This window comes from Undibacterium sp. MH2W (assembly GCF_049340215.1).
In the GTDB taxonomy this organism is placed as follows: domain Bacteria; phylum Pseudomonadota; class Gammaproteobacteria; order Burkholderiales; family Burkholderiaceae_D; genus Undibacterium.
Genome location: NZ_JBMPPA010000001.1, coordinates 105,753 through 118,068, shown reverse-complemented (window position 1 = coordinate 118,068; position 12,316 = coordinate 105,753). Strand labels below are relative to the sequence as shown.

13 protein-coding genes are annotated in these 12,316 nt (G+C 49.0%); 3 read left to right on the top strand and 10 right to left on the bottom strand.

All coding sequences use genetic code 11. The features are described 5' to 3' along the window. Positions 1–16 precede the first annotated feature (16 nt). The 5 genes from ACO0K2_RS00540 to ACO0K2_RS00520 all read right to left on the bottom strand — a co-directional run bounded on the left by ACO0K2_RS00540 (position 17) and on the right by ACO0K2_RS00520 (position 4,137). Positions 17–2,350 (bottom strand): methyl-accepting chemotaxis protein, encoded by a 2,334-nt coding sequence (locus tag ACO0K2_RS00540; RefSeq protein ID WP_423014653.1) that lies wholly within the window; start codon positions 2,348–2,350, stop codon positions 17–19. Between the two features lie 56 nt (positions 2,351–2,406). After that, positions 2,407–2,991 (bottom strand): chemotaxis protein CheW, encoded by a 585-nt coding sequence (locus tag ACO0K2_RS00535; RefSeq protein ID WP_423014651.1) that lies wholly within the window; start codon positions 2,989–2,991, stop codon positions 2,407–2,409. 79 nt (positions 2,992–3,070) lie between these two features. After that, complete coding sequence (locus tag ACO0K2_RS00530) at positions 3,071–3,436, bottom strand: response regulator transcription factor (RefSeq protein WP_423014649.1); 366 nt, start codon at positions 3,434–3,436, stop codon at positions 3,071–3,073. A 27-nt stretch (positions 3,437–3,463) separates the two neighbouring features. After that, complete coding sequence (locus ACO0K2_RS00525) at positions 3,464–3,865, bottom strand: response regulator (protein WP_423014647.1); 402 nt, start codon at positions 3,863–3,865, stop codon at positions 3,464–3,466. Positions 3,866–3,984: 119 nt separating this feature from the next. Further along, positions 3,985–4,137: a rubredoxin gene (locus ACO0K2_RS00520; protein ID WP_423016115.1), complete on the bottom strand. Its 153-nt coding sequence runs from the start codon at positions 4,135–4,137 to the stop codon at positions 3,985–3,987. 164 nt (positions 4,138–4,301) lie between these two features. On the opposite strand from ACO0K2_RS00520, the gene thiD reads away from it, so the two are divergent. Both thiD and hemL read left to right on the top strand, forming a co-directional pair. Continuing rightward, positions 4,302–5,117 (top strand): bifunctional hydroxymethylpyrimidine kinase/phosphomethylpyrimidine kinase, encoded by an 816-nt coding sequence (gene thiD, locus ACO0K2_RS00515; RefSeq protein WP_423014645.1) that lies wholly within the window; start codon positions 4,302–4,304, stop codon positions 5,115–5,117. A 102-nt stretch (positions 5,118–5,219) separates the two neighbouring features. Further along, the gene (gene hemL / locus ACO0K2_RS00510; RefSeq protein ID WP_423014643.1) at positions 5,220–6,500 is read left to right on the top strand and encodes a glutamate-1-semialdehyde 2,1-aminomutase; all 1,281 of its coding nucleotides are present in this window, start codon (positions 5,220–5,222) and stop codon (positions 6,498–6,500) included. 85 nt (positions 6,501–6,585) lie between these two features. Here hemL and ACO0K2_RS00505 read toward each other — a convergent pair whose 3' ends face one another. Next, on the bottom strand, positions 6,586–7,857 hold the full coding sequence (locus ACO0K2_RS00505) for an amidohydrolase family protein (protein WP_423014641.1): 1,272 nt from the start codon (positions 7,855–7,857) through the stop codon (positions 6,586–6,588). 191 nt (positions 7,858–8,048) lie between these two features. On the opposite strand from ACO0K2_RS00505, the gene ACO0K2_RS00500 reads away from it, so the two are divergent. Continuing rightward, positions 8,049–9,065, top strand: coding sequence for a LacI family DNA-binding transcriptional regulator (locus tag ACO0K2_RS00500; protein WP_423014639.1), 1,017 nt, complete (start codon positions 8,049–8,051; stop codon positions 9,063–9,065). On the opposite strand, the gene ACO0K2_RS00495 is transcribed toward ACO0K2_RS00500, so the two are convergent. The 4 genes from ACO0K2_RS00495 to ACO0K2_RS00480 form a co-directional block, all read right to left on the bottom strand. Continuing rightward, positions 9,062–9,622: a YggT family protein gene (locus ACO0K2_RS00495; protein ID WP_423014637.1), complete on the bottom strand. Its 561-nt coding sequence runs from the start codon at positions 9,620–9,622 to the stop codon at positions 9,062–9,064. The genes ACO0K2_RS00500 and ACO0K2_RS00495 overlap by 4 nt on opposite strands. Before the next feature lie 91 nt (positions 9,623–9,713). Continuing rightward, on the bottom strand, positions 9,714–10,685 hold the full coding sequence (locus ACO0K2_RS00490) for a hypothetical protein (RefSeq protein WP_423014635.1): 972 nt from the start codon (positions 10,683–10,685) through the stop codon (positions 9,714–9,716). Between the two features lie 222 nt (positions 10,686–10,907). After that, positions 10,908–11,030: a hypothetical protein gene (locus ACO0K2_RS00485; protein WP_423014633.1), complete on the bottom strand. Its 123-nt coding sequence runs from the start codon at positions 11,028–11,030 to the stop codon at positions 10,908–10,910. An 87-nt stretch (positions 11,031–11,117) separates the two neighbouring features. Then, positions 11,118–12,281: a ribonucleotide-diphosphate reductase subunit beta gene (locus ACO0K2_RS00480; RefSeq protein ID WP_423014631.1), complete on the bottom strand. Its 1,164-nt coding sequence runs from the start codon at positions 12,279–12,281 to the stop codon at positions 11,118–11,120. Between the last annotated feature and the right edge of the window lie 35 nt (positions 12,282–12,316).

The following is a 12,316-nucleotide window of genomic DNA, read 5'->3' as shown; positions in this document are numbered from 1 at the left end:
TTTCAAAGACTGAAAATCAGGCAGCGACGCGGAAACGTGCAACGGAGTTTTTCAATTCCTCCGCCAGCAAGGCGAGTTGCCTAATCGAATCCGCTGTTTGTTGCGTACCGTTTTGTGTCTGCTCGGTCACCGTCAAAATGTGTTGGATATTTTGCGCAACGCCGTTCGCTGACGTCGCTTGCTGTTCAGTCGCAAGAGAAATCCCTTGAATCAGTTCCGCAAGGCGATTAGAAACGCTACGAATCTCAGACAACGCCGTACCCGCCGCATCTGACAAACGGGCTCCCTCAACCACACCCTGCGTTGATTTTTCCATCGCGGCAACCGCGTCATGGGTATCCGTTTGAATCGTACGAACCAGCGCACCAATCTGCTTCGTCGCTTCCGCTGAACGTTCCGCCAGACGCTGCACCTCTTCCGCAACCACCGAGAACCCGCGTCCTGCTTCACCCGCTGACGCCGCTTGGATCGCCGCATTCAGCGCCAAGACGTTCGTTTGTTCGGTAATGTCGGAAATCAGCTCCGTAATTTCACCAATTTCCTGTGAGGATTCACCCAGTCGTTTAATCCGCTTAGAGGTTTCTTGAATCTGTTCACGAATCTCATTCATACCCTTGATCGCGTCTTCCACCGCATGCGCGCCCTGCTCCGCCGCAGCAACCGACTGACGCGCAACCTCTGCTGATTCGTTGGCTGAACGAGAAACGTCTGTAATTTCCGCCGCCATCGTCAAAACAACCTGACCCGCATCGGTAATCTCACGTGATTGTTGCTCAGACGCTTGCAGCAGATTGGTCGAAATATCCTGCGCTTCGTTTGACGCTGACGTAACTTGTTCCGCTGTTTTGGTCACACGTCCAACCAGTCCGCGCAACTCTTCCACCGTGTAGTTAACCGAGTCAGCAATCGCACCCGTAATATCTTCAGAAACGGTCGCTTGCACTGTCAAGTCACCATCCGCCACTTCTTGCAATTCATTCATGAGTCGCAAAATCGCAGCCTGGTTCTGATCGTTAGCAGCTTTCGCTTCTTCTTCTTGTTTCTGCGCTTGCAACATCTGTGCCGCAGCTTCTTGGCGACGTTCATTCGCCTCTTTTGCGCGGTTACGGCTATCTTGCAACAGAACCAGCGCGATACCAACCGCTGAAAGCAATGCCACCACACCAGACAAGAGCAACAGCCAGAATGTCAGACTGATCGAATCTTGCTGTTCTGTGTACGTTTTTTGCAGTTTGGCAAATTTTGTCTTTAAATCTTCGTTTTCATTAAAAATGAGCTGTTCTGATTGCTTTGCCGCAATAAAATTCTGCAAGTTACCCAGAATGCTGGAAACGGAAGCACGGTAGTCTTCAAATGTTTTTTGCAGCTCTTCCAGTTTGTCGCGTGTATCAGCATCCTTGGTCATTGCAAGGCGTAAGACATCACTACCTTTCAGGAAACCATCGACCAAGTCACGGAAAGTGTTGGTATCTTTACCCAACAAGAACGCCGTTTCTGGATTAACACCTTCCGATGTCAAGAATTCATTCGCACTACGACCCAGACGCTGCGTCAACATGACCAACTGGCCTGATGCAGAAATTTCACGTGCCGAACCACCGCCTTGCACCTTCAAGGTCGAAATTTGCTCTGTCAATTCCAACAAGGCAGGCGACAAAGCATTCAGTTTTTGCAGTGTTTCACCGAAACCAGTCAGCTCTTTACGACGCGCCAAAATGGTTTCCGCCGCTTTGTTCGAGTTTTGCCAAGTTTTTGATGTGTCGAGCAATACACTTTCCAGTGCTGAGCTTGCTTTATCGACATTACGACCCTGATAGGCACCACCTTTGAGCAGAATATTCAGATCGGCATTAATCTCTTTCCGACTGTCTTCCAATTGCTTAAACGCTTCAACGTTACCTTGAATCGCATTTGGTGCCGCTTTACCGATACGCTGCGAGTGCATCAGCATGTCACCAGAAATCTGTACTTGTGTTGATACCAGCGCAGACTGACTTGCATTGAGCCATACGAAAAACGCACCAACAACCAGTGCAGAACCCATCGTAATGGAAAGGACGCGCATCTGTTGTTGCAGCGACATTTTGCCAATAATTGGCAAGCGAATATCACCACCTTTTTCCAGCGCATCACCAATGAATGTCGCATCGGCGCGTTGATCTTGCGAGATCGCTGCTTCAGCACTTTGCTGAGGCGCGGCGGTCTCAGGTTCAGGAGTCAGCATTTTGACGTTGCTCGCCTCTTCCACTTCAGCTGGATCAACATTACCGAACGACCTTGCCGCAACATCTGCTCCGTCTATTTCCGGATCTTCTTTTCCCTTGGACAAGAACGGTAGCTTTAATTCCATTACTAAGTCTCCTAAACGATTGACGTGCTTTCAGTGTTGCTTAAAATACAAACTGACTATGAACCTATTTGTAAAAAATCCTGGTCTTGCACGAGTGCAGCCAGGCTGAGCTTATGCCAAATATTTCCCTCACGATCACGGTACTGACTTGATAGCCAGGCAGGCATACCGGACGTGCCCTCAACAGAAGTCACCTCTTCCATTTCGGCAATGTTACGCAAACCAAGAACTTGTGAGACCAAGAGTCCGCTATTGAAGGCGAGCACTGGTGCAAACGCAACGATGCGGCAACTTTGGTCGAGCTGTGTCGTATCAAGTCCTTGAAAACGAGGCAAATCAACCACACTCGTTAAGTTACCCCGGATGTTTGCCAGACCGACATACCAGTCTTTCGTCAAGGGTACGGAAGTGAGTGATGTGGCACTCACAATTTCACCCGCCTCGCGCAATTCAAGCAAATAACGGACCTGCCCTGCCATGATTCCGAGTTGATTCACCTGCGCAAAATCACCACGTTGAGCTGCCTGCATACGCTCAACCAACTGTGCCTGAAACTCACGCAAACGGGTGCGTCGCACACCGCTGTCAGGTTTGCTGACTTCCTGATTCGCCGTCACAGTGTCACTCAAATTCTGGGTCATGAAGTTATCCGGGGATTTCTAAAATTTATCGCGCAAAAACACATCTGCCAGCTCTCTGCATCATTGCAGAGCCATCGCCTTAACCAAGTGCAGCGATTTTTGCCAGCAATTCTTGTGGATCAATTGGTTTCACCAGATAATCACGTGCACCTTGGCGCAAGCCCCAAATTTTGTCTGTTTCTTGGTTTTTACTTGTGCAAATAATCACAGGAACGTCTTGCGTTTCCGGATCTTTCGCAATCGCACGTGTAATTTGAAAACCATTTTGTCCCGGCATGACAACGTCCATCAGAATCAACTGAGGCTTGTCTGCCTTAATTTTGGTTAAGGCTTCTTCTCCGCTTTCTGCAGTAGACACAGAAAACCCGTTTTTTACTAACACATCAGTCAGGAAATAACGCTCTGTTGGAGAGTCATCTACTACTAAAATTTTCTGAATAGCCATTTTTTTCCTATCTCACATAAAGCTGAATTATTTACTGTGTGCGTCAGAAGTGTAATTCCGCACAGTTTTCAGCAGACTATCTTTTGTAAAAGGTTTGGTCAGATACTCGTCTGACCCTACCATCGCGCCGCGTGCTCTATCGAAGAGGCCATCTTTAGAAGAGAGCATAATGACAGGGGTATCGCGAAATTTCGCACTTTTTTTAATCAATGCACACGTTTGATAGCCGTCCAAACGTGGCATCAGGATGTCGCAGAAAATCAAATCCGGATGAGAATCATTAATCTTCGCCAAGGCATCGAAACCATCCTCGGCCAATACAATTTTATAACCGGCTTGCCCGAGAAATATCTCAGCAGACCGACGAATCGTACTACTGTCGTCGATCACCATGATTTTCAGGTTGTCGTTGCCCGTCACTATTGACATAAAATCATCTCTTTTCAACAGAATTGTCTCGATTCAGCACTGTAGCAAAAAAGTCTTGCACTGGTGCTTATTTTCCGTGAATAAACATTTAATACAACTAAAAAAATGAAAATACGCGGTTAAATCGCAACCATTTCAAAGTCTTCTTTGCGTGCGCCACACTCTGGGCAGGTCCAATTCATCGGAACGTCTTGCCAACGGGTTCCTGGCGGGATTCCCTCATCAGGCAAACCTTGTTCTTCATCATAGACCCATCCACAAATTAAACACATCCATGTTGTAAACTGCTCTTGGCTACCGGTGTTATCACTCACGACTAAAACCCTTCAATCAAGTAAAATATGAGAACCAATGAATGAAATTTAAGAAAACGCCCTCATCTCATCATTTGAACTGATACAAATCTATTAAAGCTGGCTATATTAATCTACCCAACGTGCAAAACCAAATTTCTCCGCTCATTCTCAGTTTTGGTGCATCAGACCCTGTTACTGCCACCGGTCTGTTTGCTGATCTCGCCTCTTTCGCCGCCATGGGTTGCCATGGATTACCCATCGTTACTGCCATCCTCACCGGCGATACAGCACAAGTCGACAGCGTACATCCACTTGAGGCAGATTTGGTCGATGAGCAAGCAAGAACCATCCTCGAAGACATGGCGGTTGTCACGATTAAAATCGGGCAAGTCGGCAGTGTAGACAACGCTACCACGATAGCAGAAATTGTCTCTGATTACCCAGAGATGCCCCTGATCCTCGATCCGTTTCATAGCGCTGTCACAGAACAAACCAGCGATGCCGAAGACTTAACGTTGGCCATTCGCGAGTTACTGATTCCGCAAGCAACGCTGTTGCTCATTTCTGCCGTCGAATTGTCGCGATTAGCGGAAACATGGAAAGACAATCTCGATACAGAAGATCTCACCGCCGACGCAATGACCTTAATTGACTCGGGGTGTGAATATGTTCTCGTAACGGGCACGCCGTGTGGCAATGGCGAGGTTGCTAACACGCTATTTAATGAATCCGGTGTCGTGAGAAGAGATGTGTGGCCGCGTATTCCGGGGTCATTTGCAGGAGGCGGATCAACGCTTTCCGCTGCCATCGCAGCCTTGATGGCAAATGGTCTAGAAGTGCCAGAATCTGTTCTTGAGGCACAAGAATTCGCGCAGGCAACAATTGCCCACGCGCAGCAATTTGGGATGGGGAAACTTATTCCTGATCGTTTTTTTTGGGCGAGAGAAGAAACCTAAACCATATTCGATGTCCGCCCTGTCGGCGTGCAGGCGACAGACGTCATCGGCTTGGCTTCAGACGCTCCCTTCGTCATTTACCACTTACTCTGATCGCACATTATGACTACGCATAACGAAACCCTTTTTCACCGCGCGCAACAAACGACACCAGGTGGCGTTAATTCTCCTGTACGTGCGTTCCGTTCAGTAGGCGGCACTCCCCGTTTTATTACTCGCGCCAGCGGCCCTTATTTTTGGGATGCGGACGATCGCCGCTATATCGACTACATCTGCTCTTGGGGACCTGCGATTGTTGGTCATGCACATCCTGAAGTCGTCAGTGCCGTTCAAACTGCTGCAGCGCGTGGACTGAGTTTTGGCGCGCCAACAGAGGGTGAAATTCTGATGGCGGAAGAGATCTGCAAGCTGGTTCCGGGTGTTGAGCAAGTACGTCTGGTGTCCAGCGGAACCGAAGCCACGATGAGCGCGCTACGTTTAGCACGCGGTGCAACCAAGCGTGACAAAATTATCAAATTCGAGGGCTGCTATCACGGCCACGCCGATTCTTTGCTGGTAAAAGCAGGAAGCGGCTTGCTGACATTTGGCAACCCAACGTCAGCTGGTGTCCCGGAAGATTTCAGCAAACACACGCTCGTTCTCGACTACAACAACTGTGAACAGCTCGAAGAAGTCTTCAAATCAATTGGTGATCAAATCGCCTGCGTGATTGTTGAGCCGGTAGCAGGCAATATGAACCTGATTCGTGCGACGTCTGTATTCTTAGAAACAATGCGTCGCCTCTGCACTGAACATGGCAGTGTATTAATTTTTGATGAAGTCATGTGCGGCTTCCGCGTTGGCTTGCACGGCGCACAAGCGTTGTACCAAATTCAAGCTGATCTGGTATGTATGGGTAAAGTGATTGGCGGCGGTTTGCCAGTCGCTGCCTTCGGCGGCCGAGCCGATTTGATGGGTCACATGGCACCGTTGGGCGGCGTCTACCAAGCGGGAACGCTTTCTGGCAATCCAGTCGCCGTGGCTGCGGGGATGACGACGCTAAAACTCGTTCAAGAAGAAGGCTTCTATGAAAAATTAACTGCACAGACACGCAAACTCGTTGATGGTCTGACCGCGGCAGCCAAAGAAGCAGGTGTGTCCTTCTGTGCCGATGCGGTTGGCGGCATGTTTGGTATCTATTTTGCAGAAGAAGTGCCGACCTCGTATTCAGCGATGATGGCGACCGATAAAGAAAAATTCAATCGTTTCTTCCATTTGATGCTTGATGCGGGCGTTTATTTAGCGCCATCGGCATTTGAAGCAGGATTTGTGTCAATTCAACATGACGACGCCGTCATCGACGCAACGATCGCCGCTGCAAAACAGGCGTTTGCACAGCTCTGAGAATCCGTCGTGCAATGACGTAGAACGAACGTCAACGGACTGCCAGTGAAATAAGTTCACTGGCAGTTTTTTTTCGCCTCTGCGTCTAATGGCGGAAGTTCACCTGACATTGACGTCCAGGTAACGAGAGCGTTGCCACTGGCTGCGGTGTTTCGCTGATGACAGCACCACGCCGTATGACGTAACGCCTCACGGGGCGCAAGCGCAAGGCCTCGATTGGATCTCGCGCATCAAGAATCACAAAATCTGCATGACATCCAGGCGCTAAACCATAGTTCTCTAGACCAAGAATACGCGCAGGCGTACTTGTCACCGCATCAAAGCACTGCCGCATCGCTGCTTGGCCCGTCATCTGTGCCACATGCAATCCCATATGGGCGACCTCAAGCATGTCACCAGAACCAAGGCTATACCAAGGATCCATCACACAATCATGGCCAAAAGCGACATCAATCCCCGCCGCGATCATTTCTGGCACGCGTGTCATCCCTCGTCGCTTCGGATACGTATCGTGGCGACCTTGTAAGGTAATATTAATCAGTGGATTGGCAATGGCGGCGACACCCGCCTCGCGTATCAGCGGCAGCAACTTACTGACATAATAGTTGTCCATGGAATGCATAGAGGTCAAATGAGACCCTGTCACACGACCTTGCATCCCTAAGCGTTGTGAATGAAACGCGAGCGTCTCAATATGCCGCGACAAGGGATCATCCGACTCATCACAATGCATATCCACCCGCAGGCCTTTTTCTGCTGCAAATTCGCAGAGAATACGGATCGATTCAGCACCATCCGCCATCGTTCGCTCAAAGTGCGGAATACCACCCACCACATCAACGCCCATCGCAATCGCTTTTTTCAAATTATTGAATGCGTTTTTGCTGCGCAGCAAACCGTCCTGAGGAAACGCCACCAATTGCAAATCAAGATAAGGTGCAACCCGCCGCTTCACTTCGACCAACGCCTCAACCGCTAATAAACGATCATCACAGATATCGACATGAGAACGAATCGCCAACAGGCCTTTCGCAACGGCCCACTCGCAGTATTGCATCGCACGTGAAATTAATGCTTCTTGCGTTAAGCTAGGCTTTAACTCCCCCCACAGCGCAATGCCCTCCAAAAGGGTTCCAGACTGATTCACCCTTGGCAACCCGTAACTAAGGACGGCATCCATATGAAAATGGGCATCGACAAAGGGGGATGTCAGCAAATTTCCTTGTGCATCAATCTCTGGCAAATCCGTTGCCACGATCTGTCTATCGATATGTGCAATCCGACCTTGCCGAACGAGGATGTCGACACCGGTTCTGCCGTCCGCCAAGTTTGCATTACGTATCAGAAGGTCATTCATGTCAGTATTCCTGTTTTAAGAGTAAAGTACGCTCACCTACGAACCAAGCCCGATGCTGCGCCGCTTACTCGTCCGCAAAGCGCGCTAGCAGTGACGTTATTGATCAACGATCAATCCGTCGTGGTATGCAAAAATTTTAACCGCTTCATCGTTCCTACGGCATAATCTAGCCACAGAAAGGCAGGATTTTTATGGCAACAATGAAGCAAGTCGCAGAAAAAGCTCGGGTCTCGACCACGACCGTTTCACATGTGATCAATAATACGCGCGTTGTTAGTGAAGACGCACGAGAACGTGTTTTGTCCGTCATTGAGGAACTACGCTATATTCCAAGCGCAGTGGCGCGTAGCTTGAAAAATGATCGTACCCATACTCTGGGTATGATGATCCCCAATAACTCCAACCCGTATTTCGCCGAAGTCATCCAGGGAATCGAGGATGCATCATTTAAACTCGGCTATAACATTATTCTCTGCAACTCCTATGATGACCCTAAAAAGCAGGCCGCCTATATTAGGGTGTTAATGGAGAAGAGAATTGATGGGTTGATTCTCGTCTCCTCCGGGACAGATGAAGACTTAACGGAATTATTGGCAAACGAAGGTATTCCTAAAGTGCTGGTGGACCGCGAAGTGGCGGGAGTCACGGCAGATCTCATTGAAGCTGACCACGTTCAAGGAAGCTATGATGCGACACGTTACCTGATCAGTTTGGGACATAAAAAAATTGCCTGTGTGGCAGGTCCAAAAACATTGCTACCCAGCGGTGGCCGTGTGACAGGCTATCTGCGCGCTCTGCAAGAGGCGGGTATCAGTTTCAATCCAGATTACCTCATCCACAGCGACTTTACGAGTCAGGGTGGATTTAACGCTTTTCAGGAACTTCTGTCGAAAGCAGACCGACCGACGGCGATTTTTGCCAGTAATGATCTGATGGCAATCGGTGGCATTTGCGCAGCTAACCAAGCCAATGTGAAGATTCCGCAGCAGCTATCGGTCATCGGTTATGATGATATTGCCCTTGCGTCATTTAGCACACCACCGTTGACCACGATCTCGCAGCCAAAGCATGCGATTGGTCAGTTGACGGCACAAATTCTGGTTGATCGTATTGCACGCCCAGAAGCACCGATGCGAAGAGAAATGCTTAGTTCGCAGTTGATTGTACGGCAATCCACTGCGGCACCGGAAAGTGGCACTGGCGATTAAAAAAAAGTGGCTCGTATCAGCAGTTGATCCTGCAATGCGACGAGGACGCGATTAATCACTTGCAACAAAATAAGTGCCACCATTGGTGAAAAATCCAGCCCACCAAACGGAGGCACGAATTTGCGTAATGGTGCGAGTATTGGGCCATTTAACGCACGGATAAATGGAGCAAAAGGCGCGTGGGGATTGACCCAACTAAAGATCGCTTCCAGAAACAGCAGCGCCATGAGTCCGTAGACGATCCATTGGATCACACGAAATACGGCAAGAATAGAAATCACGACAACCGGAAAACGGGCTAACAACCAAAAGTCGATCGCTATGGCGACAAATGCAGCAAGGAAGACTGCAATCAAGCTCGCCCAATCATATCCCCGAAATCCAGGCACGATACGACGGATAGGATGCACGATCCAATCCGTCAATTGAAAAATCGCTTGGGCCAATCCAATCGGTGGCCGCACGCGCTGGACTTGCATCCAAAACCGCAGCAATAGAAAACCAGCCAGTAGGCCAGTCACCGTATCAATGACAAAAGATAGAATATCGCGCAGCACAAGTTGTCCTTAAAAAAAATACCCACCGGGTGACGAATCACGCAGTGGGTATTGTGCCTGAATTCAATCAGGCGTCAAAGCATATCAGCGATTATGCTGGGCGATTACCAGTTGGGAAAGGCCATGCTGCATTAGCGCTCACGACTGATTTTGCATCAGGTGTTGCTGCTTTCGCTGCGACTTTTTTTGCTGCTGGTTTAGCTGCTGCTTTTTTTGCTGCTGGCTTAGCTGCTGGCTTCGCTGCGGCTTTTTTCGCTGCTGGCTTAGCGGCTGGCTTAGCTGCTGCTTTCGCTGCTGGCTTAGCTGCTGCTTTTGTTGCCTTCGCTGCTGGCTTCGCTGCTGCCTTCGTTGCTTTAGCTGCTTTAGCTGCCTTCGCTACTGGCTTTGCGGCTGCTTTTGTTGCCTTAGCTGCTGGCTTTGCGGCTGCTTTTGTTGCCTTTGCTGCTGGCTTCGCTACTGCCTTTGTTGCCTTCGCTGCTGGCTTCGCTGCTGCTTTTGTTGCCTTTGCTGCTGGCTTCGCTGCTGCTTTTGTCGCCTTTGCTGCTGGCTTTGCTGCTGCCTTCGTTGCCTTTGCTGCTGGCTTCGCTGCTGCTTTTGTTGCCTTCGCTACTTTTGCTGCTGGTTTCGCTGCTGCCTTTGTTACTTTTGCTGCTGGCTTTGCCGCTGCTTTTGTTGCCTTTGCTGCTGGCTTCGCTGCTGCTTTTGTTGCCTTCGCTGCTTTTGCTACTGGCTTCGCTGCTGCCTTTGTTGCTTTCGCTACTTTTGCTGCTGGCTTAGCTGCTGCCTTTGTTACTTTGGCTGCTGGCTTAGCTGCTGCTTTTGTTACTTTTGCTGCTGGCTTAGCGGCTGCTTTTGTTGCTTTCGCTGCTGGCTTAGCGGCTGCCTTTGTTGCTTTCGCTGCTGGCTTAGCGGCTGCCTTTGTTGCTTTGGCTGCTGGCTTTGCTGCTGCCTTTGTCGCTTTGGCTGCTGGCTTCGCTGCTGGTTTTGCTACTTTCTTTGCAGCTGCTTTTTTAGCTGGCTTCTTTGCTGCTTCGTCTGGTGACGGTTGTGGTGCTGTTGCCATTTTGTTTCTCCTTCGATCGAGATGGAAAAAATCAGGTAAAAATTAAAATCCGCTCTATCCTTTCAAGCGGATTATTCATCGGCACAAACACGACCTCTGTTTGCGCTAATGAATCCGGCACCGGCTGAACTGCTGCATTGCCTCTGTAAATGCAGCACTTCAGCCATATGATTTACTCTTCATCCGTTGAATGAAAGTGGTAAACCAAAAAAAACGCCCGCATTACATGCCGGCGTCGGTATCTTTTTGTAGAACCCGCAGAGAACGACCAAAAGCCGCAAGACCCAGCATCACTGGGCATTGCGGCACTAACAGTTCAAAGTAATTTAATCTAAGACTGTCCATTCAGTTTGGTGAGGCCTCTCGAGTTTTACATCTCGTGCAAACCGTGACCATTCCTTTTCAGGAATCCGGGGCGCTGATTTCAGCTTATTACTCCCAACTCAGGGCTCCGCCGGTTTGATACTCAATCACGCGCGTCTCAAAAAAGTTGCGTTCTTTTTTCAGGTCGATCATCTCGCTCATCCACGGGAAAGGATTTTCTTCCTGCGGGAACAAAGCATCAAGACCAATTTGCTGTGCGCGGCGATTTGCGATGAAGCGTAAATAACCTTTAAACATAGGCGCATTTAATCCGAGCACTCCACGCGGCATTGTATCCTCTGCGTAGCGATATTCCAACTCCACCGCACGCAAAAACAACGATTTAATTTCATCGCGAAACGCTGCAGTCCACAAATGCGGATTTTCCATCTTAATCGTATTGATTAAATCGATCCCGAAATTGCAGTGCATCGATTCATCACGCAAGATGTATTGATATTGTTCAGCCGCGCCCATCATTTTATTTTGACGACCTAAGGCCAGAATTTGTGTAAAGCCAACGTAGAAAAATAGGCCTTCCATCAAGCATGCAAACACGATCAACGAACGCAATAAAGTCTGATCTGCTTCCGTTGTGCCCGTTTTAAAATCTGGATTCGTCAGGACATCAATGAATGGAATCAAGAACTGATCTTTATCGCGAATCGATTCAACTTCATTATAAGCGTTAAAGATTTCACCTTCATCCAGACCAAGCGATTCAACGATGTACTGATAAGCATGGGTATGGATCGCTTCTTCAAACGCTTGGCGCAATAAGTACTGGCGGCATTCAGGTGCAGTGATATGGCGATAGGTACCGAGAACGATATTGTTAGCAGCCAGTGAGTCTGCCGTCACAAAGAATCCCAGATTGCGCTTGACCAAGCGACGCTCATCTTCTGTCAAGCCATTTGGATTTTTCCACAACTCAATATCGCGCTGCATATTGATCTCTTGTGGCATCCAGTGATTGGCACAGCCTGCCAGATATTTGTCCCACGCCCATTTATATTTGAATGGTACCAACTGATTCACGTCAGTCTGACCATTAATAATACGTTTATCTGCCGCATTAACGCGACGTGCGATATCTTCATCACTCGTCACTTCAGCACGCGCAGCAACTGCTGGCGTAAGCAATGCTTCTTGTTGCATCGCACTTGGCTGCGCTTGTGGCGCTGCTTTCAATGCTGGTGCGACTGGCGCAACTTCATCATCCCAAGATAACATTTATGTATTCCTTACAAAATTAGTTTTCGTTTAAG

What these genes read in the sequence shown, in the direction of transcription:
- ACO0K2_RS00505 (WP_423014641.1), bottom strand. Translation starts at nt 7,857, where the DNA reads ATGAATGACCTTCTGATACGTAATGCAAACTTGGCGGACGGCAGAACC.
- ACO0K2_RS00490 (WP_423014635.1), bottom strand. Translation starts at nt 10,685, where the DNA reads ATGGCAACAGCACCACAACCGTCACCAGACGAAGCAGCAAAGAAGCCA.
- ACO0K2_RS00540 (WP_423014653.1), bottom strand. Translation starts at nt 2,350, where the DNA reads ATGGAATTAAAGCTACCGTTCTTGTCCAAGGGAAAAGAAGATCCGGAA.
- ACO0K2_RS00535 (WP_423014651.1), bottom strand. Translation starts at nt 2,991, where the DNA reads ATGACCCAGAATTTGAGTGACACTGTGACGGCGAATCAGGAAGTCAGC.
- ACO0K2_RS00500 (WP_423014639.1), top strand. Translation starts at nt 8,049, where the DNA reads ATGGCAACAATGAAGCAAGTCGCAGAAAAAGCTCGGGTCTCGACCACG.
- hemL (WP_423014643.1), top strand. Translation starts at nt 5,220, where the DNA reads ATGACTACGCATAACGAAACCCTTTTTCACCGCGCGCAACAAACGACA.
- ACO0K2_RS00530 (WP_423014649.1), bottom strand. Translation starts at nt 3,436, where the DNA reads ATGGCTATTCAGAAAATTTTAGTAGTAGATGACTCTCCAACAGAGCGT.
- ACO0K2_RS00485 (WP_423014633.1), bottom strand. Translation starts at nt 11,030, where the DNA reads ATGGACAGTCTTAGATTAAATTACTTTGAACTGTTAGTGCCGCAATGC.
- ACO0K2_RS00520 (WP_423016115.1), bottom strand. Translation starts at nt 4,137, where the DNA reads ATGTGTTTAATTTGTGGATGGGTCTATGATGAAGAACAAGGTTTGCCT.
- ACO0K2_RS00525 (WP_423014647.1), bottom strand. Translation starts at nt 3,865, where the DNA reads ATGTCAATAGTGACGGGCAACGACAACCTGAAAATCATGGTGATCGAC.
- ACO0K2_RS00480 (WP_423014631.1), bottom strand. Translation starts at nt 12,281, where the DNA reads ATGTTATCTTGGGATGATGAAGTTGCGCCAGTCGCACCAGCATTGAAA.